Here is a 25,588-nt window from a genome sequence, read left to right as displayed (position 1 = left end):
GCGCCCTAACGACGCCGGACTACCCTTGAGGCATGGCGCGTGAAGCGATCACGCCCGCTGCTCTAGCCGCGCGGCCCCTGCTGTTCGCCTCCGGGGAGGAGGCGTTCGTGGCCTCGCGCGTGCGCACCACGCTGATCACGCCCGATGGCTCCGACCCGACGTGGGCGCGCGAGGTCGTGGCCTCGCTCGAGCCGGGGGAGCGGGCCCTGTGCGCGCTGTCGTTCGCCGCCGGCGCGCCCGGCCTCGCGCACGTGGTCGAGGGCAGCGAGCGGGCGCTGCGTCGTCCTGACCGCGACGAGGAGGTGCAGCGCAGCTTCGAGGTCACCGAGTTCCCCACCGCCGAGGAGTACGCCGGCATGGTGGAGCGGGCGCTCGACCTCATCGCCGACGGCACCCTCGACAAGGTCGTGCTCGGGCGGTGCCTCGACGCCGTCAGCACACCAGCCATGGTGCCGGCCGAGATCATCGACCGGCTGCTGACCACGCGACCCGGCCGCTACGTGTTCAGCCTGCCGCTCGACGAGCTGCACGACGTCCGCGAGCTGGAGGAGCCGGGTGCGGTGCTGCTGGGCGCCAGCCCCGAGCTGCTGGTGCGCCGACAGGGGCGCGAGATCACCTGCACGCCGCTGGCCGGCTCCGCCCCGCGCTCGGTCGACGCCGCGGAGGACGCCGCAGGGGCGGCGCGGCTGCGCGACTCGGCCAAGGACCTCGCCGAGCACGCCTTCGTCGTGGAGGCGATCGTGCACGCTCTCAAGGCCGTCTGTGTCGAGATCGAGTGGCCCGCGCAGCCCGAGCTGCTGGCCACCGACACGGTCTGGCACCTCGCCACCCCGATCACCGCCCGCCTCGCCGGCGACGAGGGCGGGCCGAGCGCGCTCGACCTGGCCCAGCTGCTGCACCCGACCCCGGCCGTCGGGGGAGTGCCCGCGGCCGCCGCGAGCGCCACGATCGCCGCGCTCGAGGGCGACCTGCGCGACTGGTTCGCCGGCTGCGTGGGCTGGGTCGACGCCGCCGGCGACGGCGAGTTCGCCGTCACCATCCGCGCCGCCGTCGTGGACGACGACCACCTGCGCCTCTTCGCCGGCGCCGGCATCGTGGCCGGCTCGGTGCCGGAGGCCGAGGTGCGCGAGACCGGCGCGAAGTTGGCCACGATGGCTCGTGTGACAGGATTCGAACCGCCCCACGGCGTCGCGTCGTCCTGACGCCTGCCGGGGCCCGACCACCTCCCGCCGCCCCGAAAGGCCCCCTCCCATGGATGTCACCACTCTCGAGTGGGCAGTCACGATCGCCGTCACCGTGGGGGTGCTGCTCTTCGACGTCGTGGTCATCGCTCGCGACCCCCACGAGCCCACCCTGCGCGAGTGCGCCACCGCCCTGGCCGTCTACATCGGCGGCGCCGTCGCGTTCGGTGCGTTCATCTGGCTGCGGCACGGCCAGACCTACGGCATCGAGTTCTACACCGGCTGGCTGACCGAGTACTCGCTCTCGATCGACAACCTCTTCGTCTTCATCATCTTGATGGCCGCGCTGGGCGTGCCGCGCAAGTACCAGCAGGAAGCCCTGATGGTGGGCATCATCCTCGCCCTCATCTTCCGCGGCATCTTCATCGCGCTGGGCTACGCCCTCATCGAGAACTTCAGCTGGGTCTTCTACCTCTTCGGTGCGTTCCTGGTCTACACCGCCGTCACCCTCGTGCGCTCCTACCGCAGCGGTGAGGACGACGAGCACCCCGAGGACAACGCGGTGGTCAAGTTCGCCCGCCGCCGCCTCAACGTCGGCGAGAGCTTCCACGGCCTCAAGCTCTGGTACACCGAGAACGGCACCCGCTTCGTCTCGCCGATGCTCATCGTGATCCTGGCTCTCGGCGTCACCGACCTGCTGTTCGCGCTCGACTCCATCCCGGCGATCTTCGGCATCACCCAGGAGCCCTACCTCGTCTTCGCGGCCAATGTCTTCGCGCTGATGGGTCTGCGCCAGCTCTACTTCCTGCTCGGCGGCCTGCTGCAGAAGCTCGTCTACCTCTCGCTGGGCCTGGCCTTCATCCTGGCCTTCATCGGCGTCAAGCTCGTGCTGCACGCCCTGCACGAGAACGAGCTGCCCTTCCTCAACGGCGGCGAGCACATCACCGCCGTGCCCGAGATCTCCTCGCTGGCCAGCCTCGGCGTCATCGTCGTCACGCTGATCATCACCGCGGCGGCGAGCATCGCGAAGTCGCGCGGCGAGGACACCGAGCACGCCGGTGTGGGCGCGGCCGGCGGCAACGAGGACGTCGACGACACCCCCGGGCCCGACTGGCGCTGACGGCGCGGCCGCCGGGGCAGGAATGCTCGAGGCGCACGCGGCCTTGTACCGGGTGATGCCTGCTGAACTTCCCGCCCTGTCGGTCCTCGACCTCGTCCCCGTCCGCAGCGACCAGACCAGCGCCGACGCCCTCGCCGCGGCCCGCGAGCTGGCCCGCACGGCCGACCGTGCCGGCTACCGCCGCTACTGGGTGGCCGAGCACCACAACATGCCGGCCGTCGCCGCCACCAACCCGCCGGTGCTGATCGGCATGCTGGCGGCCGCCACCGAGCGCATCCGCCTCGGCTCGGGCGGCGTCATGCTGCCCAACCACGCCCCGCTGGTGGTGGCCGAGCAGTTCGCGCTGCTCGAGGCGGCCTTCCCCGGGCGAATCGACCTCGGCATCGGCCGCGCCCCGGGCAGCGACCCCGTCACCTCGTGGGCGCTGCGCCACGGCGCCGGCGGCGTGGACGACGACGCCGTCTCCCGCTTCCCCGAGTACGTCGAGCAGGTCGAGGCGATGATGTCGCCGGCCGGCGTGGCCGTCGCAGTGCGCGGCGGCGAGCACCCGCTGCGCGCGACCCCGTCGGCGTCCTCGACCCCGACGATCTGGCTGCTGGGCTCCTCCGACTACTCAGCGCGGCTGGCCGCCGCCCGCGGTCTGCCGTACGTGTTCGCCCACCACTTCTCCGGTGAGGGCACCGCGCAGGCGCTGGCGCTCTACCGCGACGGGTTCCGGGCGTCGTCCACGCTGGGGGAGCCGCGCACCCTGCTCACCGTGAACGTGGCGGTCGCCCCCACGGCCGAGGAGGCCGAGCGTCGCGCGCTGCCGCAGCTGCTGCAGATGCTGGGGCTGCGCACCGGCGCGCCGATGGTGGCCCAGCGCACCGTCGAGGACGCCGAGACGATCGTGGCCGCCGGCCTGCCCGAGTCGCACGCGAGCCTGCTCGAGGCGATGCGCCGCCGCTGGGTGATCGGCGACCCCGAGTCCGCCCGCGCCCAGCTCGCCGAGCTCGCCGCCACGCACGGCGTCGACGAGGTGATGGTGCACCCGGTGGCGGGCGCCCTGCGCGGCGAGGACCCCCAGCGGGCCGTCGGGCGCGAGCAGACGCTGAGCCTGCTTGCCGCGTGAGCCCTCGATTGGGCGATCTGTCAAGGCCACGCCTAGACTGGCGTGTCGGTCCAACGTGGGTGCGTGCGGTGGTGCACGTGCTCGACGAGGTCCACCGAGCAGGCGTGCCTGCGCGGAGGTTCCCGGACCGCCGGTAGTAGCCGTCAGGCACCGAACCCCGTCCCCGAACAGATTGTGAGACATGGCGAAGAAAGAAGGCGTCATCGAGATGGAGGGCGCCGTCGTCGAGGCCCTCCCGAACGCGATGTTCCGCGTGGAGCTGAGCAACGGCCACAAGGTCCTTGCCCACATCAGCGGGAAGATGCGCCAGCACTACATCCGGATCCTCCCCGAGGACCGGGTCGTGGTCGAGCTCTCGCCGTACGACCTCTCGCGCGGACGGATCGTCTACCGGTACAAGTGAGCCGCCGGCTCGCTTGCCCCGCCACTAGCAAGGAAGGGCTGACATGAAGGTCAACCCGAGCGTCAAGCCGATCTGTGACAAGTGCAAGGTGATCCGTCGCCACGGCCGCGTCATGGTGATCTGCGAGAACCCGCGCCACAAGCAGCGCCAGGGCTGAGGTCCTCGCCCGCGACCGGCCCGTCCGGTCGCCACAACTGAACACATCCACCACGTGATCGCTACTCGCCGCCCACCGCGGTGAAACACCTCCGGAGCGGATGGCCGGAGCCGGTGACGAAAAAGCCGGACGCATCACGACCACACCGCCGCACATCGAAAGGGACGCCACTCATGGCACGCCTCGTCGGAGTCGACCTGCCGCGCGACAAGCGCATCGAGGTCGCTCTCACCTACATCTACGGCATCGGCCGTACCCGCGCCCAGCAGCTGCTGGAGGCCACCGGCGTCAGCCCGGACCTCCGCGTTCACCAGCTGGGCGACGAGGAGCTGGTCAAGCTCCGCGACGAGATCGAAGCGAACTTCAAGATCGAGGGTGACCTCCGTCGTGAGGTCCAGGCCGACATCCGTCGCAAGATCGAGATCGGCAGCTACCAGGGTCGCCGTCACCGCCAGGGCCTCCCGGTCCGCGGTCAGCGCACCAAGACCAACGCTCGTACCCGCAAGGGCCCGAAGCGCACGGTTGCCGGCAAGAAGAAGGCCAAGTGATCTCGAGCCCTCCGGCTCGATCACTGCCTCACCGACCAGCTTTCTCAAGGAGTTAATGCATGCCTCCCAAGGCTCGCGCGGCCGCCAAGAAGGTGCGCCGCAAGGAGAAGAAGAACGTCGCTCAGGGCGAGGCCCACATCAAGAGCACGTTCAACAACACCATCGTCACGATCACCGACCCCACCGGTGCGGTGATCTCGTGGGCCTCCGCCGGCACCGTCGGCTTCAAGGGCTCCCGCAAGTCCACCCCGTACGCCGCGCAGATGGCCGCTGAGGCCGCCGGACGTCGGGCGATGGAGCACGGCATGAAGAAGATCGACGTCTTCGTCAAGGGCCCGGGTTCGGGCCGCGAGACGGCGATCCGCTCGCTGGGTGCGATCGGCCTCGAGGTCGGCACCATCCAGGACGTGACCCCCGCCCCGCACAACGGCTGCCGCCCGCCGAAGCGTCGCCGCGTCTGACGCGCGCAGGACTTGAAGGAGAACTGACATGGCCCGTTACACCGGACCTCTGACCAAGAAGTCGCGCCGTCTCGGCGTCGACCTCGTCGGTGGCGACGCCGCCTTCGAGAAGCGCCCCTACCCGCCGGGCCAGCACGGCCGCGCGCGGATCAAGGAGAGCGAGTACCGCAACCAGTTGCAGGAGAAGCAGAAGGCCCGCTTCACCTACGGCGTCCTCGAGAAGCAGTTCCACCGCTACTACGAGGAGGCCGCGCGTCGCCAGGGCAAGACCGGCGACAACCTGCTCCAGCTGCTCGAGTGCCGCCTCGACAACGTGGTCTACCGTGCCGGCTTCGCCCGCACCCGCCGCCACGCCCGCCAGCTCGTGACCCACGGTCACTTCCTGGTCAACGGCCACAAGGTCGACATCCCCTCGTTCCAGGTGTCGCAGTACGACATCATCGACGTGCGCCAGAAGTCGCTCGAGATGACGCCGTTCATCGTCGCCCGCGAGACCCACGGCGAGCGCATCGTCCCGGCGTGGCTCGAGGCCGTGCCGACCCGCATGCGCATCCTGGTGCACCAGCTGCCCGTGCGCGAGCAGATCGACCTGCCCATCCAGGAGCAGCTCATCGTGGAGTACTACTCCAAGAAGTGACCCCCGGGGGCCCCGGCCCCCGGCGAGCCATCGCCGTGGCCCCGCGTCGTCCGCAAGGATGGGCGCGGGGCCCGCGGTGGCCCCACGTACCTCGCCATCTTCCGCACCACGTCTGGGTCCTCATATAGCGGTCGGCCCGGAAAGGAACGAAACAAGTGCTCATCGCACAGCGCCCCACCCTGTCGGAGGAGGTCGTCGACCAGTTCCGGTCGCGCTTCGTCATCGAGCCGCTCGAGCCCGGCTTCGGCTACACGCTCGGCAACTCGCTGCGTCGCACCCTCCTCTCCTCGATCCCCGGTGCCTCGGTCACGAGCATCAAGGTCGACGGAGTCCTCCACGAGTTCTCCACGATCGACGGTGTCAAGGAGGACGTCACCGAGATCATCCTCAACCTCAAGGGCCTGGTCGTCTCCTCCGAGCACGACGAGCCCGTGACGATGTACCTGCGCAAGTCGGGTGCCGGCGACGTCACCGGCGCCGACATCGCGCCGCCGGCCGGCGTCGAGGTGCACAACCCCGACCTGAAGATCGCCACCCTGTCCGACACCGGCAAGCTCGAGCTCGAGCTCGTCGTCGAGCGTGGCCGCGGCTACGTCTCGGCCGTGCAGAACAAGGGCGCCGACAACGAGATCGGCCGCATCCCGGTCGACTCCATCTACAGCCCCGTGCTGAAGGTGACCTACAAGGTCGAGGCCACCCGAGTCGAGCAGCGCACCGACTTCGACAAGCTCGTCATCGACGTCGAGACCAAGCCCTCGATCCTGCCCCGCGACGCCATCGCCTCGGCCGGCAAGACCCTCGTCGAGCTGTTCGGCCTCGCCCGCGAGCTCAACGTCGAGGCCGAGGGCATCGACATCGGCCCCTCGCCGGTCGACGAGCAGCTGGCCGCGGACCTCGCCCTTCCGGTCGAGGACCTCCAGCTCACCGTCCGCTCCTACAACTGCCTCAAGCGCGAGGGCATCCACACCGTGGGTGAGCTCATCAGCCGCTCGGAGCAGGACCTCCTCGACATCCGCAACTTCGGTGCGAAGTCGATCGACGAGGTCAAGGCCAAGCTGCACGAGATGGGTCTCTCGCTCAAGGACAGCGCGCCGGGCTTCGACCCGTCCGCCGCCCTGGCGAACTACTCCGACGACGACGAGGACGACGCGTCGTTCGTCGAGGACGAGCAGTTCTGATTCATCTGGCGTGAGCGTGTCGTCGGCGGCTTCGCCGCGGACGACACGCTGCCACGCCCGGGGTCGACGTCGCCTCCGGTCCCTCGCCGCTGGCGACCAGACGAAGATCCACGGCTCCACCCCTGCCCGCCGATCGGCGGGACGGATCCCACCCCCGGTACCTGACACGGCCGGGGCCTGATGCCCGGTACCTCGCACGGCCGGGAAGAGAAGAGAGAGCAATGCCCAAGCCCAAGAAGGGCCCCCGCCTCGGCGGGTCGGCCGCCCACCAGCGCCTGATCCTGTCGAACCTGGCCACCGCCCTGTTCGAGCACGGTCGCATCACGACCACCGAGGCCAAGGCGCGCCAGCTGCGCCCCTACGCCGAGAAGCTCGTCACCAAGGCCAAGAAGGCCCACCTCGGCGAAAACCCGCTGCACCAGCGCCGCGAGGTCCTCAAGGTCATCCGCGACAAGGGCGTCGTCCACACGCTCTTCACCGAGATCGCCCCGACCGTGGCCGAGCGTCCCGGCGGCTACACCCGCATCACCAAGATCGGCAACCGCGCCGGTGACAACGCCCCCATGGCCGTCATCGAGCTCGTGACCGAGGCCTTCACCCCGGCCCCGGCCAAGGCCGCCCCCGCCAAGGCCGCCCCGGTCGAGGAGGAGCCCGTCAAGGACGAGCCCGCCGCCGAGGAGACCCCGGCCGAGGAGACCGCTGAGGCTCCCGAGGCCGCCGAGAGCACCGACGAGGCGCCCGCCGAGGACGCCGAGAAGGACGCCGACAAGGCCTGAGCCTCCGGCTCCACCTGCTCCACCCGACGACCCGTCGCCTGCACCCGCAGGCGGCGGGTCGTCGTCGTCCCTCCCTGGGCAGAGGGATTCGGGGTGGTCCCACGGCGGCTCGTAGGATGGAGGCATGAGCATCGATCTGGGGACGCCGCGCCTGCTCGACGACGCCGAGCGCCAGGTGCTGTTGGCCGACCCGCGTGGCTACTGCGCCGGCGTCGACCGCGCGGTGATCACCGTGGAGCAGGCGCTCGACCTCTACGGCGCGCCGGTGTACGTGCGCAAGCAGATCGTGCACAACAAGCACGTCGTCCAGGACCTCGAGGCGCGGGGGGCGATCTTCGTCGAGGAGCTCGACGAGGTGCCGATGGGCGCGACGGTCGTGTTCTCGGCCCACGGCGTCTCGCCGATGGTGCACCGTGAGGCCGCGGAGCGCCAGCTCAAGACGATCGACGCCACCTGCCCGCTCGTCACCAAGGTGCACCGCGAGGCCGTGCGCTTCGCACGCGAGGGCTACACGATCCTGCTCATCGGCCACGCCGGCCACGAGGAGGTCGAGGGCACGGCGGGGGAGGCCCCCGAGGTCACCATCCTCGTCGAGACCCCTGAGGACGCCGACCGCCTCGAGCTGCCCGCCGACGCCAAGCTCGTCTGGCTCTCGCAGACCACGCTGAGCGTCGACGAGACGATGGAGACGGTGCGTCGTCTGCGGGCTCGCTTCCCCCAGCTGGAGGACCCGCCCAGCGACGACATCTGCTACGCCACTCAGAACCGCCAGGTCGCGGTGAAGGCGATCGGCGCCAGCGCCGACCTCGTGATCGTGGTGGGCTCGGCGAACTCCTCCAACTCGGTGCGCCTGGTCGAGGTCGCCCTCGAGGCCGGTGCCAAGGCGTCGTACCGCATCGACGACGTCACCGAGCTCGACGAGGCCTGGCTCGACGGGGTGGCCACCGTCAGCGTCACCTCCGGTGCCTCCGTGCCCGACCACCTCGTCCAGGAGGTGCTGGCCCACCTGGCCGAGCGCGGCTACCCCGACGCTCGTCCGGTGCAGACCGCCGAGGAGACGCTCGCGTTCTCGCTGCCCAAGGAGCTGCACCGCGACCTCAAGGCGGCCGGCCGCGTCTGAGCGGTCGGACTCCCATGGCGCGCTACCTCGACGTCCACCCCGACAACCCGCAGCCGCGGCTGGTGCAGCAGGTCGTCGACGCCCTCAACGATGACGCCCTCATCGCCTACCCCACCGACTCCGGCTACGCACTGGGGTGCCGGGTGGGCAACCGCGAGGGTCGCGACCGGATCCTCAAGATCCGCGGCCTCGACGAGCGCCACCACTTCACGCTCGTGTGCCGCGACTTCAGCCAGCTCGGCCAGCTGGTGCACGTCGACAACGCCGCGTTCCGTGCCATCCGCGCGGCCACGCCCGGGCCCTACACCTTCATCCTCCCGGCGATGCCGGAGGTGCCGCGTCGCCTCATGCACCCGAAGAAGAAGACCGTGGGCGTGCGCATCCCCGATCACGTCTTCGTGCGCGAGCTGCTCGATGCCCTCGGCGAGCCGCTGCTATCGAGCTCGCTGATCCTGCCCGGTGAGGAGGAGCCCCGGACGATGGGCTGGGACATCAAGGAGGACCTCGACCACGAGGTCGACATCGTCATCGAGGCGGGCGAGACCCCGGCGCAACCCACCACGGTGGTGGACTGGTCCGAGGGCGAGCCCCAGGTGACGCGTCGCGGTGCGGGCGATCCCGACCGCTTCTGAGGCGGCCCGTCACTCCTGCGGACGACGCAGCACCATGAGCGCGGCACACGCGCCGTAGCCCAGCGCCAGCACCGCGCCATGCCCCGAGAGTCCGGTGGCCGTCGCCTGGACGACGCCGTCGCCGGCGTCGGCGATCGCGTCGGGGCGGCTGATCGCGAGCAGCAGCACGACGCCGGCCATCGACAGCGGCGGGAGCAGCGCGATGCCGAGCCGTTCGCTGTAGCGGACGACGAGCGCCCCACCGACGCACAGGCTCACGAAGACGAGGTCGAACAGCAGGCTCAGCCGCTCGGTGAGCAGCAGGTCGAGCACCGCGGCCGTGAGCAGCAGCGCCACCGTGAGCCGGGTGACCTCCCGCGCCGAGCGTTGCGGCAGCCCGTCGCCCATCGCGGGGCGCGGAGCTGTCGGCGAGGTCATGGCAGCACGGTAGAACGGGGGTCCGACACTTCCGCGTCGGCGCGCGGACGCGATGCGAGTGTGCGGTGCCAGGCTGCCGTGCGGGACTCAGGGGCTCAGCGTGCGCGCCGCTCGATGCGTCGGCGCGCCACGGCTCCGAGCGATTGGAGCGGGACGACGAACAAGCCGAGAAGGGCGAGGAGCCCTGCTGCCAGGCCAGCCGCGGCAGCGACGTCGGCGGTGCTGCGGGCAGGCTCCTGGACGACGCGGATACCGGCGCCGCGCTCGCCGTCGTCCACGGGTACGCGCACCACGGTGAGGCGGTCACCCACCTCGGTGGCCAGAGCGTCGCACCTGCTCCGATCAGTGAAGGTCGTCGGCATCCCCGCAGGGGCGTTCGTCGAGCGGTAGGTGACGGCCAGACGATCGCTGTACCCCTTGCATGCGAATCCGGGCACCACCTCGACCGCGATCACCTCCACCTCCTCGCGAGGGAGGTCCTGCGCGGCGCGCCGGTCGCGTTCGAAGAAGAAGCCGACGCTCATACCGCCGACAACCGCCATGGCCACCGCCCAGGCCAGGCAGCGCAATGCGTAGCGGGTGGCGGGCGTCATCGCCGTCGCCGGTGCGCCCGGCGCGCGCGCCGCTGACTCTGGCGTCGTGTCGAGCGCCTGAGCTCGCGGCGCTCGCGCGGCGCGCGGGCCGTGCGTCGGCGCAGGCCGAGCCGCTCGGCCTTCAGGAGGTCACGGTGCTCGGCCAGCCCGGCCGCGCCCCCGAGAACGGAGCCGATCACGGCGCCCGCGAGCGCCTCTCCGGCCACGTCCAGCGCGCCGGACGGTGGGTCCTGGTAGACGGTGACGCTGCCGTCGTCCTCGACTGCGCGGGCGACCTCGACCACATCGCCGACCGATGCGCCGTTGTCGCACGTCTCGGGGTCGGTGAAGTCGGAGGGTAGGCCGCTCGGCGGGTCTTGCGAGACGTAGTCGACGCGTTCGGCGTCGGAGAACCTCCCGCAGCCGTAGCCGAGATCCTCCACCGCGACGACGCGGGCGCGCTCGCGCGGCAAGCCCTCGGCGTCGATCTCGTCCAGCGCCGACGTCGCGGCGAAGCCCATCGCGAAGATCGTTCCGCCACCGATCGCCCAGAGCGCGATCTTGGCCCGCGCTGACCTCGGGCGCTCCGCCACCGCGTGCTCAGTCGGCGAGGTCGACGACCACGGGCGCGTGGTCCGAGGGGGCGCCGGCGAAGACCGAGGGGTCGCGCTCCTCGCGGTCGACGAACGCGCCGGTGACGCGGGCAGCGAGGCTGGGGGAGGAGACGACGAAGTCGATCTTCAGGCCGCGGTCGCGCTCGAAACGCTGGCGGTAGTAGTCCCAGTAGGTGTAGCCCGGCGCGTGGGCGCGGGTGACCTCCTGCCAGCCGTCGTCCGCGAAGGCGGCGAACGCCGCGCGCTCGGCCGGGGTGACGTGGGTGGAGTTCTTGAACTGCGCCGGGTCGAAGACGTCGTCGTCGGTGGGGCAGATGTTCCAGTCGCCGACGAGGGCCGTGGGGGTGTCGAGCCAGGAGCCGGCGGCCTGACGCAGCGCCTCGAGCCAGCGCAGCTTGTAGGCGTAGTGCGGGTCGTCGGGCTTGCGGCCGTTGGGGATGTAGAGGCTCCACACCCGCACGCCGCCGCAGGTGGCTCCCAGGGCTCGGGCCTCGACCACCTCGTTCTCGCCCCAGCCGGGCTGGCCGGGGAAGCCGACCTCGACGTCCTCGATGCCGACGCGGCTGATGAGGGCGACGCCGTTCCACTGGTCGAGGCCGTGGGCGACGACGTCGTAGCCGCGGGCCTGCAGGCCCATCAGCGGCAGCTGCTCCTCGCGCGCCTTCGTCTCCTGGAGGGCGAGGACGTCGACGTCGTGGCGCTCGAGGAAGGCCTCCACGCGGTCGATGCGCGTGCGCAGTGAGTTGACGTTCCAGGTCGCGATCCGCACGCAGCGAGGCTAGGCCATGAGGCCGACGCCCCTCGGCGGGGGCGGGGAGGTGGACGACGGCGCATGAGCACGCGGGCTCACATTCCTGCAGCGAGCAGAGTCTGCGCCTTTCTGAGGCGCGCGATCTCTTGTCGGCACGGGGGTCGAGCGACTTGCATGAGCACACCTACTCGGAGGAAAGGTCTCACCCCATGTCGACTTCCCGGTTCAAGAGGTTCTCGCTCGGCGCTGCCTGCCTGTCGGCCGCCTTCACCGCCGCCGCCGTCAGCGCGTCGGCGGAGACGGCGCCCAGCACGACGTCGTCCGTGCCCAGCTACAGCCAGTTCGAGGCCTCCACCTACCGCGACGTCGACGGTGCCTACGTGGTCAACGGCGACGAGGCGATCGCCAACAAGACCAAGCTGAAGCTCTACTACCAGTCGATGCTCGGCACCACGAAGCAGAAGTCGGGCACCACCGACCTCATCGTCAACCGCGTGAACGGCGTGGACGACAAGTGGTCCTCCACCCAGGTGCGCAACCTGACCTACTGCGTCAGCACCAAGTTCGGCACCCGCCAGGCCGACATCGTCAACGCCATGGCGCAGGGCGCTGCCCTGTGGGAGTCGGCCTCCTCGGCGGTGAACTTCGTCTACGTGTCGTCGCAGAACTCCAACTGCACCGTGTCGAACAGCAACGTGGTCTTCTCCGTCGAGCCGGTGCAGACCACCCAGTACATCGCCCGCGCCTTCTTCCCGAGCTCGCCGAAGAGCCAGCGCAACGTGCTGGTCGACGACTCGATCTGGACCTCGGGCAGCTGGACCCCGGGCAACGTGCTGGGCCACGAGCTGGGCCACGTGCTCGGCTTCCGCCACGAGCACACCCGTCCCGAGTCCGGCACCTGCTTCGAGGACAACAACTGGCGTCCGCTCACCGCCTACGACAGCGCCTCGATCATGCACTACCCCCAGTGCAACGGCACGTCGAGCAACCTGAGCTTCCAGGCCTCCGACGCCACCGGTGTGCGCGCCCTCTACGGCAGCTGATCCACCGCACCAACCACGAGCGCCGTCCGGCTCCCTGCCGGGCGGCGCTCGTTCGTCGTCCACGTGCTGTGTGGGGCGTGGGCGGGGCGGGCCCGGCGGTGATGCGGAGACGCCGCGCCGCCGGGCCTAGACTCGCCCCCCGTGGCACTCACCATCGGCATCGTCGGTCTCCCCAACGCGGGCAAGTCGACGCTCTTCAACGCACTGACCAAGAACGACGTCCTCGCGGCGAACTACCCGTTCGCCACCATCGAGCCGAACGTCGGCGTGGTGGGCGTGCCCGACTCGCGACTGCCGGTGCTCGCCGAGATCTTCGGCTCCGAGCGCGTGCTGCCCGCCACCGTGGAGTTCGTCGACATCGCTGGCATCGTGCGCGGCGCCTCGCAGGGTGAGGGTCTGGGCAACAAGTTCCTCGCCCACATCCGCGAGTCGGCTGCGATCTGCCAGGTCACCCGCGTCTTCCGCGACGACGACGTCACCCACGTGGACGGCGAGGTCAACCCCGCCAACGACATCTCCACCATCCAGACCGAGCTGATCCTCGCCGACCTCGAGACGGTCGAGCGGGCCGTCGTCCGGCTCGAGAAGGAGTCGCGCAAGGTCAAGGAGCTCACTGCCAACCTGGAGGCCGCGAAGGCCGCCAAGGAGGCGCTCGAGGCCGGTACGCCGATCATCGCCACCTCGATCGACCGCTCGCTGCTGCGCGAGCTCTCGCTGCTCACCGCCAAGCCCTTCATCTACGTCTTCAACTGCGACGCCGACGAGCTCGCCGACGAGGAGCTCAAGGCGAAGATGCGCGAGATCGTCGCGCCCGCCGAGGCGATCTTCCTCGACGCCAAGTTCGAGTCCGAGCTGATCGAGCTCGACGAGGAGGAGGCGGTGGAGTTCCTCGCCGAGGCCGGCGTGACCGAGCCCGGCCTCGAGGTGCTCGCCCGGGTCGGCTTCGCGACCCTCGGCCTGCAGACCTACCTCACCGCCGGCCCCAAGGAGACCCGCGCCTGGACGATCCCGCAGGGCGCGACCGCCCCCGAGGCCGCCGGCGTGATCCACACCGACTTCCAGAAGGGGTTCATCAAGGCCGAGATCGTCGGCTTCGACGACCTCGTCGCCGCGGGCTCCATGGCCAAGGCCAAGGAGGCCGGCAAGGTGCGCATGGAGGGCAAGGACTACGTGATGGCCGACGGCGACGTGGTGGAGTTCCGCTTCAACGTCTGACTCCGGTCCAACATATGAGGCCGGTCGCCACGCGACTCGGCCTCGATCTGGCCAGTCCTGATGAGCCGCTCTGATGTGATGGCGGCGTGCGCTCACTCTTCGTCCTTCCCGCTCTGGAACGTCGCGAGGCACTACGGAGGTTGGCAGTCGCCAACGTGAGAACGAAACATCCCGTCGGAGTCAGCGAGCCCGACCAGCACATCATCATCTGGGCCGAGGTCGTCGAGGATCTTCAAGCGTCCGACTTCACCCCCGAAAGACATCGTCGAGATAGAGCGCGTTGCGGGCTTCCGTCCAGGCTGGGGGATCGAGATCGCGATCTCAGGGAGCTTCGAGGACTGGCGCCAGCGTGACCTGAGAACCCTCACGACCTGGCTTCTCTCGGATGGCGGGTGCGCAACCTCCATCGAAGTGGACGAGTTCAAGACGGCAGAACAGTGCCAGGCTCCTATGCCGCGCGGCGCGGGGAGTTCCGCGTGATCTACACGATCCACGAGGACCGGATCGCCGTCCGGGTCATCAGCATCCGTCACCGGCGAGACGCCTACGCGTGACGCGACGCGGTGGGAGCTCAGGGGTTCAAGGTCTGAGCAGCCGGGGCCGGCGTCCTGCGACGCCAGCCCCGGTTGCGATCAGGCGGGCGCGCCGAAGAAGCGCCGCAGTCGCGGCGTCCTGCGGATCACGAACTTGTCGACGCCGAGCACGATCAGCGCGGTGACGCCCCACAGCGGGTAGATCACCATGAGCGCCACGGAGACACCGATGATCGACGCCGTGAAGGCTGGCGTGGCGGGTCGCTTCGGCAGGCCGAGGCCCCCGCTCGGCCGGCGCTTCCACCACATGACGAACGACGAGTAGATCGCGAACAGCAGCAGCACGCAGCTGGCGGTGATCCAGATCTTGTTGATCAGGCCGAACTGGGTGCCCATGTGGGTGACGATGCCCGCCTCGGTGGCGCCCTGCAGCGCGCCGTAGTCGTCCGACGTGCTCACCACGAGGGTCTTCGCGCTGAACTGGTCGAGCACCAGGGTGCGCTCGTTCGAGAGCGTCGAGGGCCAGTAGTTCATCAGCGTGTAGCTGCCGTAGGTGGTCGTGCCGTCCTCGGCGGTCTCGTTGCTGGGCAGGTAGACGGTGTAGCCGGCGTCCATCCCCTCCTCCCTCGCCGCCTTCTCGACGACGTCGAGCCCGGCCGGGGCCGCCATGCGGCCGTCGGCGTCCATCGCGCCCGGCGCCATGCCGTCCATGCCCTCCATCGAGGAGTCGCCCTCGCTGTGGCCCTCGTGGCCGCTGCCGCTGGAAGGCACGGGGGCCTCCTGCATCGCCCACGGGATGAGGGTGCCGTAGCGGTCGAGCTCACCCACGGTGGCGGGCGTGGACGACGCGCCGGCGGCGAACGGGCCGGCGCCCTCGGTGATCTTGCCGGCCGCAGCGCTCCACGTGGGACCCCAGTAGCCCGACCAGGGCAGGCCGGTCACGAGGAACAGCAGGAGTGCACCGACGGCGAGGATGCCGCTCGCAGCGTGCAGGTCGCGCCAGCGAAGCAGCCCCTTCTTGCCCTTGCGGGGCACCAGCAGCGCCTTGCCCTTCTGGGTCTTGCGCGGCCACCACAGGAACAGGCCGGCGATGGTCAGCGCGAGCGTCCAACCGGCGGCGATCTCGAGCACGAGGTCGCCCACCACGTAGTCCTGGATGAACTCACCCGAGTCGGGATCGATCAGGTGCGCCAGCGACGGGAGCTTGATGGTGACGTTCTCGGCGTTGAGGTAGCCGTGCAGACGGTTGGCCAGGCCGACGAGGTCCTGACCGTTGACGTGCGTGCCGGTGACCTCGCCGGTGTAGGGATTCACGAAGACGTCGAGCGTCTTCCCGTCGGCCCGGGGGTACTGGAATGCCGTGGCGTCGCCGCGCTCGAGCGGGGTGACGACGGAGGCCAGCGTGCTGCCCTCGGGTGCGGCTGCATCGGCCGCCTCGCGCTGAGCCTGCAGCGACACGGTCGCCCCCTGCGCGTCGACGCGCATCACGTCGCCATGCATCACGCTCTGGATGGGGTGGCCGTACATGATGACCAGGCCGGTGAGGATCTGCAGCAGCAGGAACGGCACGGCGATGAAGGCCGCGTAGAAGTGGATGCGCCACACGGTGCGCAGCACGCGGGCCGAGCGGGCCCGATCCGACTTCTCGGTGGTGGTGGCGCCGTCGGGTGCGGCGTCGGGTGCATCGATGGGTGCGTCGAGGTTGTCCTCGGGCACGGTGGACGTGCTCATGGGTGGTCTTCTCCTGACAGGCGAGTCACGCGCCGCCGGTCGGCGACGCGGTGAGAGGCGCTCGCCGAGGGCCGTCGCGGCCATCGGCCGCGACGGGGTCAGCGAGTCAGGAGGACGACGGGTGGTCCGCGACGGACCGGGCCGCGGGACCAGATCGGCCGCTGGGGCAGCGGCCGGAGAGCAGTGTCCGCCGGGCGTGGACGACGCACTGGCACCGCGATCGCCCCCGCGGCGCCGAGGCCGAGAAGGGCTGCGGCCGTCAGGCGCTGCACCTGGCTGCCGGCGATGGAGAGCAGGCTCCACAGCGCCTGCTCGCCCACGGCCAGCCAGCAGCCGACGGCCACCGCGGCCACGAGGTGGGCCACGGCCATGCCTGGGCGCTCGAGGAACTCCCCAGGGCCGTGGGTCCACCAGGCCGGGGCGGCGCCCGAGGGCATGGCGGGCATCGACGACGACATCGGTGGGACGGAGGCGGACAACGCGTGACCCGCATGACCCGCGGGGCCGTGACCGGCCAACGTGCCCATCGCCGTGTGCACAGCCAGCTGCCCGCCGACGGTGAGCGCGACCACGCCGCCGCCCGTTCGCTGGACCCCGAGCAGGGCGGCGCAGGCCACCACGCAGACCAGGCCGACGCTGGCGATCTCGAAGGCTCCGGGCAGGGCGCCTCCGGCAGTGCGGTGGGCGAGGGCTCCGGCGGTCAGGACGACGCCGGCGAGCACGAGGGCGCGCGACCAGCGCAGCGCTCCGGTGGCTCGTCGTCCTCGCACGGGAGAATTGTCGCGGATCCCGACTCCCGCCGTGCACATGACCGGTGGCTTCGGGACGTCGATCGCGTCACGTGGGGTCCGCTCCGAGCGTCCGGCCGGGGTCAGTTGATGATCTCCGCGTTGCTCGCGCTGAGCGCGTCGAGTCGGGCGCGCCACGCGTCCAGCTCCTCCGGGGTCAGCCTGGTCCACTCATCGATCTCCTCGAGCACGACGAGGGGATCCCTCGTGCGGTACGACCGCGTCGGATTGCCCGGGAACTTCTTGTCGGTCACGTTCGGGTCGTCCTCGAAGGGGCCTGTCGGGGCCACCCGATAGACGTGTGGGTGCCATCCGCCCCCCGCGAGCAGGACGGCGAGCTCGGCCGCCAGCCCGGCCCCGTCCTTCCGCGAGGTGAAGTAGACGTGGTTCATGAGCACCTCGGGCTGGTAGTTCGACGGCCTCCCTGCGGTGATCTCGTCTCCCGCCGCCAGGGCCGCTTTCGTGCCGTGGAAGAACGGGCCCCGGTCAGCCGGTGGCGACTGCGTCATCAGCGGATCGTCTCATGCGGTGCGGAGTCGACCGGGTCGGCGCGGGCTGTCGGCCAGATGCACGACCTCGCCACCAAGAGCAAAATTGCTTCTCATTCCATACACATGACCACGCATGTCTATAATGAGAAACATGCCAGCCGCCAGTCCCGCTACAGCATCCGAGCAGCAGGCAGATCTCCAGCAGCTCGGTGCGCGATTGCGGGACCGCCGGAAGGCCCTCGGTGTCACGGCGGTCGCCTGTGCCGAGGCCGCCGGGGTCTCCCGCGTCACCCTGCACCGGATCGAGATGGGCAACCCCTCGGTCACGATCGGCGCCTACGTCAATGTGGCTGCCGCACTCGGGCTCCACCTGGTCGTTCCGGTCCTCGATCTGCCGGCGGCGGAGCCCGTGACCATCGCTGTCGGCGACTACCCCGGTCTGCGCTCACTGGCGTGGCAGACCGACGCGGGCACCACGATCACCGAGACCGAGGCCCTGAACCTCTACGAACGCGGCTGGCGACACCTCGACCACGAGACGTTGACCGATCACGAGAAGGCGTTCATCCAGCACCTGGCCGACGCCTACAGCAACGGGCGACTGCTTGTTTAGGCGAGCCCATCACCAGCGGGTCGCTGAGGTGTTGTCGATGCTCGATGCGGCGCAGCTCGCGGAGCACGACTGCTGGTTCGGAGGCGGCACCGCGATCGTCCTGGCGAACGGCGAGTACAGGGAGTCGGTCGACATCGACTTCCTGGTCTCCGATCGGCAGTCCTATCGGAGGTTGCGCGAGATCGTCAGGGATCGGGGGCTCGACGCCCTGGCCACCCGTACCTTGACGGTGGGCCGGGAGCCGTCGATCGACGGGTACGGCATCAGGGCGGCATTGCTCGTCGCAGGGGTCGCCATCAAGTTCGAGATCATCCACGAGGGGCGGATCGATCTCGACGTACCTTCGCCCGGCGATGCAATCTGTGGTCTGCGCACGCTGACGCAAGCCGACCAGGTCGCCACGAAGCTGCTGGCCAACGACGACCGCTGGGCGGACACCTCGACCTTCAGCCGTGACCTGATCGACCTGGCGATGATGAGGCCCGACCCGACCACCCTGCGCGTCGGCGCGCGCAAGGCGGTCGACGCCTACGGGACGACGGTCGGCGAGAGCCTTGAGAAAGCGACGGACCTTCTCCGAGGCCGTCCGCAGCGCCTCGACGAGTGCCTGCGAGCGCTCAAGATCGAGGAGCCCCGCGCCGTCGTGTGGCAGCGCATCCGTGATCTCTCCGCTCGCTGCGCCAAGGTCGAGGATCTGGGTCGGCAGCGCTCGCCCTAGCCTCATCGTTCAGCTGTCCGCGCGCGACGATCGACATGCCTGCCCGTCAGGCTCGCGGCTCGTCGATGACGTCCTCGAAGGTGACGCCGCCGAGTCTCGCGCCTTCCCACCTCGCGCCGGTGAGATCGGTCCTGCCGACGTCGGCCCGGTGGGTGAGGACGCGGGTGAACCTCGCCCCTCGCAGATCGGCCCAGCGGAAGTCGGCGCCTCGGAGGTCGCACCCGGCGAAGTGGGCGTTGCGGAGCGAGGCGCTCTGGAAGTTCGCGCCCCCGAGGTCGCACCTCGTGAAGGAATGGTCGTCGAGCGACCCGTGCCGGAAGTCGGCGCCCGTCAGGTCCAGCCGCTTCGTCATGGCCGGAGCCTAACGACGGCCTCCTCGTCGGGGCAGGCGCTTTCGCGTCAGACCTCTCGCCCGCTGGCCCAACTCGGGATCGGGGGGGGCGATGATCGCGACGTCCAGCACGGCGGGGTGGAGGGGCGAGGGCGTTCTCGATCTCCTGCGGGGAGATGTTCACGCCGTCGACGGTGACGCTGGGCTGCTCAACACGCCAGGCGATGCGGACGACGGATCCTGGCGTGGTGCGTCAGCGCTTCCCGGCGCGCACCAGCCGCTCGAGCAGGTCGACGCCGAGCGGCAGCGCGGCCTCGTCGATGTCGAAGGCGCGGGTGTGGTGGCCGGACGCCAGCGTCGAACCCAGCCCGACGTAGGTGGCCACGCCGCCGTGCGCCTGAACGCGGCGCATGAGCGCGGTCGCGTCGTCGCTCGCGACCGAGGAGCCGGCGCTGGCGGCGATGGTCAGCCCACTCGCCTCCGCGGCCGCGACGACCGCAGCGACGGCGGCGGGGTCCGCCGTGGCCGTGGTGACCGATCCGATGCGCTCGATGTCGACCTCGAGGCCGTGCATCCGCGCCGCCCCCTCGAGCATCGCCCGGGCGCGCTGCTCGAGATCGGCGTTCACCTCACCGTCGTCGGCGCGCACCTCGAGGAGCATCTCAGCCGTGTCGGGCACGATGTTGCTCGACGTCCCGCCGCTGATGCGCCCCACCGACACCCGGGTGGCGTGCCCGGCCACCCTGGTCAGTCCCTGCAGGGCGAGCGTCGCCGACGCCGCGCCCAGCAGCGCGTTGCGCCCCTCCTGCGGGTCGAGGGCGGCATGCGCGGCCCGGCCCCGGAAGACCGCACGGATCTTGGAGTTGGCCAGCAGTCCGTCGTTGGCCGGTAGCACCGCGCCCGTGGGCAGGTCCAGGCCGAGGTGGAGGGCCACGAGGAGGTCGACGTCGTCCAACAGCCCGGACGCAGCCACGGCCGCGCCGCCGCGACCTCCCTCCTCGGCGGGCTGGAACACCAGCGACACCCGGCCCGCGGGCGGGTCGGCGCTGAGGCGTTCGGCCAGCTCCATCGCGATGCCCACGTGCCCGTCGTGACCGCAGGCGTGCATCACGCCCGGACGACGTGAGGCGAACCCGGCGGCGACGGGAGGATGCGCGGCGTCCTCGGTCTCGGCGATCGGCAGCGCGTCGATGTCGGCGCGCACCGCCACGTGCCGTCCGCCCGACCCGAGCGTGGCGACCACGGCCGTGTGCCCGCCCCGCATGGCGGGGAGGAATCGCGGGTCGCCTCCGTCGTCCACGGCTCGGGCGTAGGTGGCCTCGAGCTCGTCGGCGTCGGGCACGCCGAGACGTGCCTGCGGCGGCATCGCGGCCGGGCCGGTGACCACCTGCCAGCCGAGGTCGGTGAGCCGACCGGCGATGCGACTGGCCGTGCGGAACTCGGTGAACCCGACCTCCGGGTGGGCATGCAGGTCGCGGCGCCAGGTGACGGCCGTCGAGGGCACACGCTGCTCGGGGGCGCTCACAGGCGCACCGGGGCGCCGGGGCCGGTCGGGATGCCGAGGGCGTAGAACACGATCAGGATGATCACCCAGAACACCGCGACGGGCAGCACGAACAGCGACATGCGGGCGAAGACCTTGCCGATGTCGAAGTCGGGGTCGTAGCGGCGCGCGTTGTCCTGCAGCACGTAGAGGTAAGGGTTGAGCGGCGACACGGGGTTCGCGATGGAGTCGCCGATGCGATACGTGGCCTGGATGGTGGCCGGGTGCAGGCCGAGGCCGACGAAGATCGGCACGAACACCGGCGAGAGCACCGCCCACAGCGACGATCCGGAGAACACGACCAGCCCGAGCAGCGAGGTCACCAGCAGCGCGAGGAGCAGCGCTCCGAGACCGCCCACGTCGGCGTCGCGGAGCACGCCCGCGCCCTCGACGGCGATCCAGTCGCCCACCCCACTCCAGGCGAACATCGCGATGAACTGGCCGGCCGAGAAGGCGACGACGATGAAGAAGCGCATGTCGAGCACCGACTCGGCCATCAGCCGAGGCACGTCGTCGGCGGTGGTGATGGTGCCGGCCGCCCGGCCGTAGGCGATGCCGGCCACGAGGAAGGCGATCGTCACCAGCGGCACGATGCCGTCGAAGAAGGGCGAGTCGATGAGGGCGCCGCCCTCGCCCTGGAGGGGGCCGCCCGGCACCAGCCAGGCCGCCACGACGACCGCGAGGTACGCCAGCAGGGCGATGCCCGCGAGGCGGAGGGCCCGGCGCTGCTGCGCGGAGACGGCGGCGAGGTCCTCGGTGTCCTCGCCGTCGTCGACGCCGGGGCGCGCGTCGGGGTCGTAGGGGGCCAGCCCCGGCTCGACCCAGCGCACGAGCACCGCGGCGACCACGACCGGCAGGACGAGCCCCGCGGCGGCCTGGAACCAGTAGTTCATCAGCACCGAGGTGCTTGCGTCGGTGCCCGCGGGCACCGCGGCCGTCGTGAGCGCCGAGAGGTTGGCGTCGAGCGCGCCGATGAGCAGCCCCGAACCGTAGCCCGCCGAGAGACCCGCGAACGCGCCGAGCATGCCCGCCACCGGGTGGCGTCCGACGGCGCGGAACGCCAGCGCGGCCAGCGGCGGCAGCACGATGAATCCGGCATCGCCCATCACGTGCCCCTGGCCGGCGACGAAGCACACGGCGAGCGGCATCCAGCGGGCCGGCACCCGCGACAGGGAGGCCGCCACGGCCGTGCGGAGCAGGCCGGTGCGCTCGGCCACGCCGACGCCGAGCAGCACCGTGAGCACGACCCCGAGCGGCGGGAAGCCGATGAAGTTGGGCACCAGCGTGGTGAGCAGGTGCTGGAGGCCCTCGATCGAGAGGATGTTGCGCACGACGGTGGGTTTCTCGGCGCCCGGCAGCTGCACGGTGACGTCGTTGGCCGCGAGCACGGCCGACAGCACGCCCGTCGCGAGCAGGAGGTACCAGAAGAGGTAGAAGGGGTGCGGCACGAGCCGCCCCACCCGCTCGATCGTGCCGAAGACCCGGCCGGGTGCTCGGGTCTGGCGCGTGTGCGTCATCGCGCGCCCGGTCCGCCGAGGTCGCCGCCCCCCGCGCGCGGCGGCGGGATGGCGCCGTCCTTCGCCAGCACGGGGATGTCGACGGAGACGGTGTCGGGGTAGATCAACCCGCTCCCGGTGTTGAGGACGACGACCTCCTCCTCGCCGCTCAACCAACCGGCCTCCCGCAGCCGCCCCACGGCGGCGAAGCAGGCCGCCCCCTCGGGGCAGATCCAGGTGCCCTCCTCGCGGGCCAGCGTGTGCTCCGCGGCGAGCAGCTCGTCGTCGTCCACGGCGACGGCGGTGCCGCCGGTGTCGTAGACGGCGTCGAGCACGAGGAAGTCGCCCAGAGCCTTGGGCACCGTGATCCCGAACGCGACGGTGCGCGGTTCGGCGGGCGCCACGCTCTCGCGAGCGCCCCGCTCGAAGGCGTCGACGATGGGGGCGCACCCCGAGGACTGCACGGCCACCAGGCGCGGCAGGTCGCCGGTAACCCAGCCGAGCTGCTGGAGCTCGCGCATGGCCTTGTGGATCGCGATGATCCCGACGCCGCCGCCGGTGGGGTAGAGCAGCACGTCGGGGAAGCGCCAGCCGAGCTGCTCGGCGATCTCGTAGCCCATCGTCTTCTTGCCCTCGATGCGATAGGGCTCCTTGAGGGTGGAGGTCTCCTGGTAGCCGGGCCGGTCGGCCACGGCCGCGGCGACCAGGCGGCCGGCGTCCCCGATGAGACCGTCGACGAGGAACAGCTCCGCGCCCGCGACCACGCACTCGCGGCGGGTTATCTCCGGCGCATCGACCGGCATGGCCACGAGGGCGCCGAGACCGGCCCGGGCGGCGTAGGCGGCCCACGCGGCACCGGCGTTGCCATTGGTGGGCATCGCGACCCCGCGCACGCCGAGCTCGGCCGCGCGCGAGACGCCGACGGCAGCACCGCGGGCCTTGAAGGCTCCGGTGGGCACGAGGCCCTCGTCCTTCATCAGCAGGCGGGGGACGCCGAGACGGGCGCCCGCGCGCGGCATCGGCAGCAGCGGGGTCATGCCCTCGCCGAGGGTGACGACGTGCGCGGGGTCCCGCACCGGCAGCACCTCGTGGTAGCGCCACAGGTCGGGCGGCCGGGAGGCGATGTCGGCCGGCGTGACCGCCTCGGCGACCCGTTCGAGGTCGTAGCGCGCCAGCAACGGCGCGCCGACCGGCGAGGTGACCTGGACGACGTCCGCGTCGTGCCGGGTGCCCTCGCGCGAGCACTCGAGGTGGCTGAGGTGGGAGAAGGGCGAGTGGGTCGTCGGCGGCAAGGAGGTTCCCGAGATAGACATCCTTTCCTTACTAGCATTGTCGTGTTCGTCGGCGGGCCGGTGGGTCGGTCGGGTTCGGTGACTCCGGGGGCGTGCGCGCTCGGAGGGCGAGGCCCTAGCCTGAGCGGTCAGCGCTCCGCACCCTGGGAGGACCCCCGTGCTGACCCTCGACGCCTTCGACCTGGACGAGCTGGCCTCCGCGCTCGCCGAGCAGGACTCCTTCGACCACCACTGGCTGCTCAACACGGCCACCGGTGCACTCGAGTACTGGTCGCTCGACGACGGTGGCGACACCGAGGACGAGATCGCCGGGCCGGACCTGGTCGAGATCGAGCCGATCCCCTCCCGCGAGTGGCACGCCGACATGGCCGACTACGCCGATCGGGTGAGCGACGTCGGCATGCGGCGACTGCTCGCCGCCGCGCTCGAGAGCCCGGGACCCTTCCGCCGCTTCCGCGACGCACTCTGGGGCACGCCCCACGAGACGGCCTGGAATGACTGGCGCGACGTCCGCTCGCGTCGGCGGGCGGTGCAGTGGCTGATCGATGAGGAGCTCGTGGACGCCGAGTCGGCGCGCGCCTACATCGCCCAGCACCCTGATCCGGCTGTGCCCTGATCCGGCTGCGCCCTGATCCGGCCGTTCCTGATCCGGCCGTGCCCGACTGGGCGTACGAAACTGGCGCTGGTCGGCTGAAACTTCATACGACCAGCGCCAGTTTCACCGGCCGGCCGGTGAAACTGCCCCCGGCGGCCGTCAGGCGGCGATGCGCGCGTGCATCTCCCAGACGAGGATCTCGGCGGCCTCGGTGGCGGTGACCTTCTGGCCACCGGTGGCGGTGAAGCGCACGGCGTCGCCGGTGGCGAGCGGGCCGGCGCCCTCGAGGGTGACCGAGCCGACGGGGACGAACAGGTGCAGGAACGGCGCCTCGGGCAGCTCGACGCTCTGGCCGGCCTCGAGGCGGGCGACCTTCAGAGCGGCGTACTTGTTCTTGATGCGGATGGCGGTGTCGTCGGCATGCTCGGCCATGCCGGAGGCGACCGGCACCAGGCCCTCGCTGAGGCGCGCGTGATCGATCTCGAGCTGCTCGTAGCCGGGCGTGATGCCCTGCTCGTCGGGCACGACCCACATCTGCACGAAGTGCACGGGCTCCTCGTGGGGCTGGCCCGAGAGGCGCCAGGAGTCGTTCTTCTCCGAGTGCAGGATGCCGGTGCCGGCGCTCATCCGCTGGGCCAGGCCGGGGTAGATGATCCCGTTGTGGCCCTCGGAGTCCTGGTGCACGAGCGAGCCGCGCAGCACCCAGGTGACGATCTCCATGTCGCGGTGCGGGTGGGTGTCGAAGCCGGTGCCGGCGTCGACGATGTCGTCGTTGTTCACGAGCAGCAGGCCGTGGTGGGTGTTGCGGGGGTCGTGGTGGCCGCCGAAGGAGAAGGAGTGCTTGGAGTCGAGCCAGCCGTAGTTCGAGGCGAAGCGGTCGGCGCTGCGGCGGATGTCGATGGTCGGGCTCATGGCGTTCATCGTGACTCCCTGCTGGTGAGGTGCCGGGTGCTCGCGGTGGCGGGCCCGGCGCGGCGCCGGTCGGCGTGGCGTCGTCCTCAATGTAGTTGACGTGTCATCTATTCCGCAAGCAGCTGCTCGCGCAGGATGTCGCCGTGGCCGGCGTGACGCGCCAGCTCCGCGATGAGGTGCACGTGGATCTCGCGCAGGGTGATGGTGGCGCCGTTCCAGGTGAAGACCTCGTCGAGGTCGGGGTGCTCGGCCGCGATCGCGCGGGAGCGCTCGCAGGCAGCCAGGTGGGCGGTGCGCACGGAGTCGACGGTCGCGGCGTCGTCCAGGGTGAAGGACTCCTCGACCGTCGCCGGGATGCTGAGGGCCGAGCGGCGCACGCCCGCCACGCGGTGGTGGAACCACACCCGCTCGACGAAGGTCGCGTGGGCGACGAGGCCGAGCAGGGTGGTCAGCGAGGGGACGAGCCGGGCCCGCGCCTGGGCCTCGCCGAGGTCGTCGAGGAGGGCGGTGATCTCCGCGCGCTGGATGTCGAGCCACCGCTCGAGGGCGGCGCGTTCGGCGGGGCGTTCGGCTTGGCGGCCGCTTGGTTCGGGGTGCGTCACCCGCCCG

Annotated in this window: 31 protein-coding genes; 18 read left to right on the top strand and 13 right to left on the bottom strand. The window is 70.9% G+C overall.

Annotated features, from left to right (window positions below):
- The first annotated feature begins 32 nt into the window (after positions 1 to 32).
- The 12 genes from ACERUN_RS16415 to ACERUN_RS16360 all read left to right on the top strand — a co-directional run bounded on the left by ACERUN_RS16415 (position 33) and on the right by ACERUN_RS16360 (position 9,324).
- Positions 33 to 1,202, top strand: coding sequence for an isochorismate synthase MenF (locus tag ACERUN_RS16415; protein WP_370291113.1), 1,170 nt, complete (start codon positions 33 to 35; stop codon positions 1,200 to 1,202).
- A gap of 49 nt (positions 1,203 to 1,251) precedes the next feature.
- Positions 1,252 to 2,301: a TerC family protein gene (locus tag ACERUN_RS16410; protein ID WP_370291112.1), complete on the top strand. Its 1,050-nt coding sequence runs from the start codon at positions 1,252 to 1,254 to the stop codon at positions 2,299 to 2,301.
- 55 nt (positions 2,302 to 2,356) lie between these two features.
- Positions 2,357 to 3,412, top strand: a complete 1,056-nt coding sequence (locus ACERUN_RS16405) for an LLM class flavin-dependent oxidoreductase (protein WP_370291111.1) — start codon at positions 2,357 to 2,359, stop codon at positions 3,410 to 3,412.
- A 181-nt stretch (positions 3,413 to 3,593) separates the two neighbouring features.
- The gene (gene infA / locus ACERUN_RS16400; RefSeq protein WP_370291110.1) at positions 3,594 to 3,815 is read left to right on the top strand and encodes a translation initiation factor IF-1; all 222 of its coding nucleotides are present in this window, start codon (positions 3,594 to 3,596) and stop codon (positions 3,813 to 3,815) included.
- Between the two features lie 43 nt (positions 3,816 to 3,858).
- Entirely contained in the window at positions 3,859 to 3,972 is a 114-nt protein-coding gene (gene rpmJ / locus ACERUN_RS16395; protein ID WP_004008316.1) for a 50S ribosomal protein L36, read from the top strand.
- Between the two features lie 173 nt (positions 3,973 to 4,145).
- A complete protein-coding gene (rpsM, locus tag ACERUN_RS16390; RefSeq protein WP_136436176.1) occupies positions 4,146 to 4,520 on the top strand; it encodes a 30S ribosomal protein S13 in 375 nt (124 codons plus the stop codon).
- Positions 4,521 to 4,579: 59 nt separating this feature from the next.
- Positions 4,580 to 4,981 (top strand): 30S ribosomal protein S11, encoded by a 402-nt coding sequence (gene rpsK, locus ACERUN_RS16385; RefSeq protein WP_134765348.1) that lies wholly within the window; start codon positions 4,580 to 4,582, stop codon positions 4,979 to 4,981.
- A gap of 28 nt (positions 4,982 to 5,009) precedes the next feature.
- Positions 5,010 to 5,618 (top strand): 30S ribosomal protein S4, encoded by a 609-nt coding sequence (rpsD, locus tag ACERUN_RS16380; protein WP_370291109.1) that lies wholly within the window; start codon positions 5,010 to 5,012, stop codon positions 5,616 to 5,618.
- 155 nt (positions 5,619 to 5,773) lie between these two features.
- Positions 5,774 to 6,796, top strand: coding sequence for a DNA-directed RNA polymerase subunit alpha (locus tag ACERUN_RS16375; RefSeq protein WP_370291108.1), 1,023 nt, complete (start codon positions 5,774 to 5,776; stop codon positions 6,794 to 6,796).
- Between the two features lie 221 nt (positions 6,797 to 7,017).
- Positions 7,018 to 7,572, top strand: coding sequence for a 50S ribosomal protein L17 (gene rplQ / locus ACERUN_RS16370; RefSeq protein WP_370291107.1), 555 nt, complete (start codon positions 7,018 to 7,020; stop codon positions 7,570 to 7,572).
- A 124-nt stretch (positions 7,573 to 7,696) separates the two neighbouring features.
- On the top strand, positions 7,697 to 8,692 hold the full coding sequence (locus ACERUN_RS16365; RefSeq protein ID WP_370291106.1) for a 4-hydroxy-3-methylbut-2-enyl diphosphate reductase: 996 nt from the start codon (positions 7,697 to 7,699) through the stop codon (positions 8,690 to 8,692).
- 14 nt (positions 8,693 to 8,706) lie between these two features.
- A complete protein-coding gene (locus ACERUN_RS16360; protein WP_370291105.1) occupies positions 8,707 to 9,324 on the top strand; it encodes an L-threonylcarbamoyladenylate synthase in 618 nt (205 codons plus the stop codon).
- A 9-nt stretch (positions 9,325 to 9,333) separates the two neighbouring features.
- Here the strand turns inward: ACERUN_RS16360 and ACERUN_RS16355 are convergent, their stop codons facing one another.
- The 4 genes from ACERUN_RS16355 to ACERUN_RS16340 all read right to left on the bottom strand — a co-directional run bounded on the left by ACERUN_RS16355 (position 9,334) and on the right by ACERUN_RS16340 (position 11,696).
- On the bottom strand, positions 9,334 to 9,741 hold the full coding sequence (locus ACERUN_RS16355) for a DUF6542 domain-containing protein (RefSeq protein WP_370291104.1): 408 nt from the start codon (positions 9,739 to 9,741) through the stop codon (positions 9,334 to 9,336).
- A gap of 95 nt (positions 9,742 to 9,836) precedes the next feature.
- Entirely contained in the window at positions 9,837 to 10,334 is a 498-nt protein-coding gene (locus ACERUN_RS16350) for a hypothetical protein (protein ID WP_370291103.1), read from the bottom strand.
- The gene (locus ACERUN_RS16345; protein ID WP_370291102.1) at positions 10,331 to 10,906 is read right to left on the bottom strand and encodes a hypothetical protein; all 576 of its coding nucleotides are present in this window, start codon (positions 10,904 to 10,906) and stop codon (positions 10,331 to 10,333) included. Before ACERUN_RS16345 ends, ACERUN_RS16350 begins: the two co-directional genes overlap by 4 nt.
- 7 nt (positions 10,907 to 10,913) lie before the next feature.
- Positions 10,914 to 11,696: an exodeoxyribonuclease III gene (locus ACERUN_RS16340; protein ID WP_370291101.1), complete on the bottom strand. Its 783-nt coding sequence runs from the start codon at positions 11,694 to 11,696 to the stop codon at positions 10,914 to 10,916.
- Positions 11,697 to 11,887: 191 nt separating this feature from the next.
- Here ACERUN_RS16340 and ACERUN_RS16335 point away from each other — a divergent pair, with 191 nt between their 5' ends.
- The 3 genes from ACERUN_RS16335 (at position 11,888) to ACERUN_RS16325 (ending at position 14,490) form a co-directional block, all read left to right on the top strand.
- On the top strand, positions 11,888 to 12,721 hold the full coding sequence (locus ACERUN_RS16335; protein ID WP_370291099.1) for a M57 family metalloprotease: 834 nt from the start codon (positions 11,888 to 11,890) through the stop codon (positions 12,719 to 12,721).
- 141 nt (positions 12,722 to 12,862) lie between these two features.
- Complete coding sequence (ychF, locus tag ACERUN_RS16330) at positions 12,863 to 13,936, top strand: redox-regulated ATPase YchF (protein WP_370291098.1); 1,074 nt, start codon at positions 12,863 to 12,865, stop codon at positions 13,934 to 13,936.
- Positions 13,937 to 14,328: 392 nt separating this feature from the next.
- A complete protein-coding gene (locus ACERUN_RS16325) occupies positions 14,329 to 14,490 on the top strand; it encodes a type II toxin-antitoxin system RelE/ParE family toxin (protein ID WP_370291097.1) in 162 nt (53 codons plus the stop codon).
- Positions 14,491 to 14,568: 78 nt separating this feature from the next.
- Here ACERUN_RS16325 and ACERUN_RS16320 read toward each other — a convergent pair whose 3' ends face one another.
- The 3 genes from ACERUN_RS16320 to arr form a co-directional block, all read right to left on the bottom strand.
- Positions 14,569 to 16,200, bottom strand: a complete 1,632-nt coding sequence (locus ACERUN_RS16320; RefSeq protein WP_370291096.1) for a PepSY-associated TM helix domain-containing protein — start codon at positions 16,198 to 16,200, stop codon at positions 14,569 to 14,571.
- 98 nt (positions 16,201 to 16,298) lie between these two features.
- Positions 16,299 to 16,970 carry a hypothetical protein gene (locus ACERUN_RS16315; protein WP_370291095.1) on the bottom strand — a complete coding sequence of 224 codons (672 nt, stop codon included), beginning with the start codon at positions 16,968 to 16,970 and terminating at the stop codon, positions 16,299 to 16,301.
- Between the two features lie 101 nt (positions 16,971 to 17,071).
- Positions 17,072 to 17,497 carry an NAD(+)--rifampin ADP-ribosyltransferase gene (gene arr, locus ACERUN_RS16310; protein WP_370291094.1) on the bottom strand — a complete coding sequence of 142 codons (426 nt, stop codon included), beginning with the start codon at positions 17,495 to 17,497 and terminating at the stop codon, positions 17,072 to 17,074.
- Between the two features lie 133 nt (positions 17,498 to 17,630).
- Between arr and ACERUN_RS16305 the strand changes: the two genes are divergently transcribed.
- Together ACERUN_RS16305 and ACERUN_RS16300 are read left to right on the top strand one after the other, a co-directional pair.
- Positions 17,631 to 18,092 (top strand): helix-turn-helix domain-containing protein, encoded by a 462-nt coding sequence (locus ACERUN_RS16305; RefSeq protein WP_370291093.1) that lies wholly within the window; start codon positions 17,631 to 17,633, stop codon positions 18,090 to 18,092.
- A gap of 37 nt (positions 18,093 to 18,129) precedes the next feature.
- On the top strand, positions 18,130 to 18,810 hold the full coding sequence (locus tag ACERUN_RS16300) for a nucleotidyl transferase AbiEii/AbiGii toxin family protein (RefSeq protein ID WP_370291092.1): 681 nt from the start codon (positions 18,130 to 18,132) through the stop codon (positions 18,808 to 18,810).
- A 46-nt stretch (positions 18,811 to 18,856) separates the two neighbouring features.
- Here the strand turns inward: ACERUN_RS16300 and ACERUN_RS16295 are convergent, their stop codons facing one another.
- From ACERUN_RS16295 to ACERUN_RS16280, 4 genes are all read right to left on the bottom strand, one after another.
- Positions 18,857 to 19,162, bottom strand: a complete 306-nt coding sequence (locus ACERUN_RS16295) for a pentapeptide repeat-containing protein (RefSeq protein WP_370291091.1) — start codon at positions 19,160 to 19,162, stop codon at positions 18,857 to 18,859.
- Positions 19,163 to 19,394: 232 nt separating this feature from the next.
- A complete protein-coding gene (locus ACERUN_RS16290) occupies positions 19,395 to 20,666 on the bottom strand; it encodes an amidohydrolase (RefSeq protein ID WP_370291090.1) in 1,272 nt (423 codons plus the stop codon).
- Complete coding sequence (locus ACERUN_RS16285; protein WP_370291089.1) at positions 20,663 to 22,201, bottom strand: AbgT family transporter; 1,539 nt, start codon at positions 22,199 to 22,201, stop codon at positions 20,663 to 20,665. Before ACERUN_RS16285 ends, ACERUN_RS16290 begins: the two co-directional genes overlap by 4 nt.
- Positions 22,198 to 23,493, bottom strand: coding sequence for a threonine synthase (locus ACERUN_RS16280; RefSeq protein WP_370291088.1), 1,296 nt, complete (start codon positions 23,491 to 23,493; stop codon positions 22,198 to 22,200). The genes ACERUN_RS16285 and ACERUN_RS16280 overlap by 4 nt, the downstream gene beginning before the upstream one ends.
- Positions 23,494 to 23,629: 136 nt before the next feature.
- On the opposite strand from ACERUN_RS16280, the gene ACERUN_RS16275 reads away from it, so the two are divergent.
- Positions 23,630 to 24,088 carry a UPF0158 family protein gene (locus ACERUN_RS16275; protein ID WP_370291087.1) on the top strand — a complete coding sequence of 153 codons (459 nt, stop codon included), beginning with the start codon at positions 23,630 to 23,632 and terminating at the stop codon, positions 24,086 to 24,088.
- Positions 24,089 to 24,226: 138 nt separating this feature from the next.
- Here the strand turns inward: ACERUN_RS16275 and ACERUN_RS16270 are convergent, their stop codons facing one another.
- Both ACERUN_RS16270 and ACERUN_RS16265 read right to left on the bottom strand, forming a co-directional pair.
- Positions 24,227 to 24,979, bottom strand: a complete 753-nt coding sequence (locus tag ACERUN_RS16270) for a pirin family protein (protein ID WP_370291085.1) — start codon at positions 24,977 to 24,979, stop codon at positions 24,227 to 24,229.
- 107 nt (positions 24,980 to 25,086) lie between these two features.
- On the bottom strand, positions 25,087 to 25,581 hold the full coding sequence (locus tag ACERUN_RS16265) for a DinB family protein (RefSeq protein ID WP_370291084.1): 495 nt from the start codon (positions 25,579 to 25,581) through the stop codon (positions 25,087 to 25,089).
- Positions 25,582 to 25,588: the final 7 nt, after the last annotated feature.

The organism is Nocardioides sp., from assembly GCF_964229035.1.
Classification (GTDB): Bacteria; Actinomycetota; Actinomycetes; order Propionibacteriales; family Nocardioidaceae; genus Nocardioides.
The sequence above is the reverse complement of the archived record's forward strand: the minus strand, read 5'-3'. Positions and strand labels throughout refer to the sequence as shown.

Excerpts from the sequence above, each read along its gene's own strand:
- ACERUN_RS16415 (WP_370291113.1), top strand. The coding sequence starts at position 33 with ATGGCGCGTGAAGCGATCACGCCCGCTGCTCTAGCCGCGCGGCCCCTG.
- ACERUN_RS16410 (WP_370291112.1), top strand. The coding sequence starts at position 1,252 with ATGGATGTCACCACTCTCGAGTGGGCAGTCACGATCGCCGTCACCGTG.
- ACERUN_RS16405 (WP_370291111.1), top strand. The coding sequence starts at position 2,357 with ATGCCTGCTGAACTTCCCGCCCTGTCGGTCCTCGACCTCGTCCCCGTC.
- infA (WP_370291110.1), top strand. The coding sequence starts at position 3,594 with ATGGCGAAGAAAGAAGGCGTCATCGAGATGGAGGGCGCCGTCGTCGAG.
- rpmJ (WP_004008316.1), top strand. The coding sequence starts at position 3,859 with ATGAAGGTCAACCCGAGCGTCAAGCCGATCTGTGACAAGTGCAAGGTG.
- rpsM (WP_136436176.1), top strand. The coding sequence starts at position 4,146 with ATGGCACGCCTCGTCGGAGTCGACCTGCCGCGCGACAAGCGCATCGAG.
- rpsK (WP_134765348.1), top strand. The coding sequence starts at position 4,580 with ATGCCTCCCAAGGCTCGCGCGGCCGCCAAGAAGGTGCGCCGCAAGGAG.
- rpsD (WP_370291109.1), top strand. The coding sequence starts at position 5,010 with ATGGCCCGTTACACCGGACCTCTGACCAAGAAGTCGCGCCGTCTCGGC.
- rplQ (WP_370291107.1), top strand. The coding sequence starts at position 7,018 with ATGCCCAAGCCCAAGAAGGGCCCCCGCCTCGGCGGGTCGGCCGCCCAC.
- ACERUN_RS16365 (WP_370291106.1), top strand. The coding sequence starts at position 7,697 with ATGAGCATCGATCTGGGGACGCCGCGCCTGCTCGACGACGCCGAGCGC.
- ACERUN_RS16360 (WP_370291105.1), top strand. The coding sequence starts at position 8,707 with ATGGCGCGCTACCTCGACGTCCACCCCGACAACCCGCAGCCGCGGCTG.
- ACERUN_RS16355 (WP_370291104.1), bottom strand. The coding sequence starts at position 9,741 with ATGACCTCGCCGACAGCTCCGCGCCCCGCGATGGGCGACGGGCTGCCG.
- ACERUN_RS16350 (WP_370291103.1), bottom strand. The coding sequence starts at position 10,334 with ATGACGCCCGCCACCCGCTACGCATTGCGCTGCCTGGCCTGGGCGGTG.
- ACERUN_RS16335 (WP_370291099.1), top strand. The coding sequence starts at position 11,888 with ATGTCGACTTCCCGGTTCAAGAGGTTCTCGCTCGGCGCTGCCTGCCTG.
- ACERUN_RS16320 (WP_370291096.1), bottom strand. The coding sequence starts at position 16,200 with ATGAGCACGTCCACCGTGCCCGAGGACAACCTCGACGCACCCATCGAT.
- arr (WP_370291094.1), bottom strand. The coding sequence starts at position 17,497 with ATGACGCAGTCGCCACCGGCTGACCGGGGCCCGTTCTTCCACGGCACG.
- ACERUN_RS16305 (WP_370291093.1), top strand. The coding sequence starts at position 17,631 with ATGCCAGCCGCCAGTCCCGCTACAGCATCCGAGCAGCAGGCAGATCTC.
- ACERUN_RS16300 (WP_370291092.1), top strand. The coding sequence starts at position 18,130 with ATGCTCGATGCGGCGCAGCTCGCGGAGCACGACTGCTGGTTCGGAGGC.
- ACERUN_RS16295 (WP_370291091.1), bottom strand. The coding sequence starts at position 19,162 with ATGACGAAGCGGCTGGACCTGACGGGCGCCGACTTCCGGCACGGGTCG.
- ACERUN_RS16285 (WP_370291089.1), bottom strand. The coding sequence starts at position 22,201 with ATGACGCACACGCGCCAGACCCGAGCACCCGGCCGGGTCTTCGGCACG.
- ACERUN_RS16280 (WP_370291088.1), bottom strand. The coding sequence starts at position 23,493 with ATGTCTATCTCGGGAACCTCCTTGCCGCCGACGACCCACTCGCCCTTC.
- ACERUN_RS16270 (WP_370291085.1), bottom strand. The coding sequence starts at position 24,979 with ATGAGCCCGACCATCGACATCCGCCGCAGCGCCGACCGCTTCGCCTCG.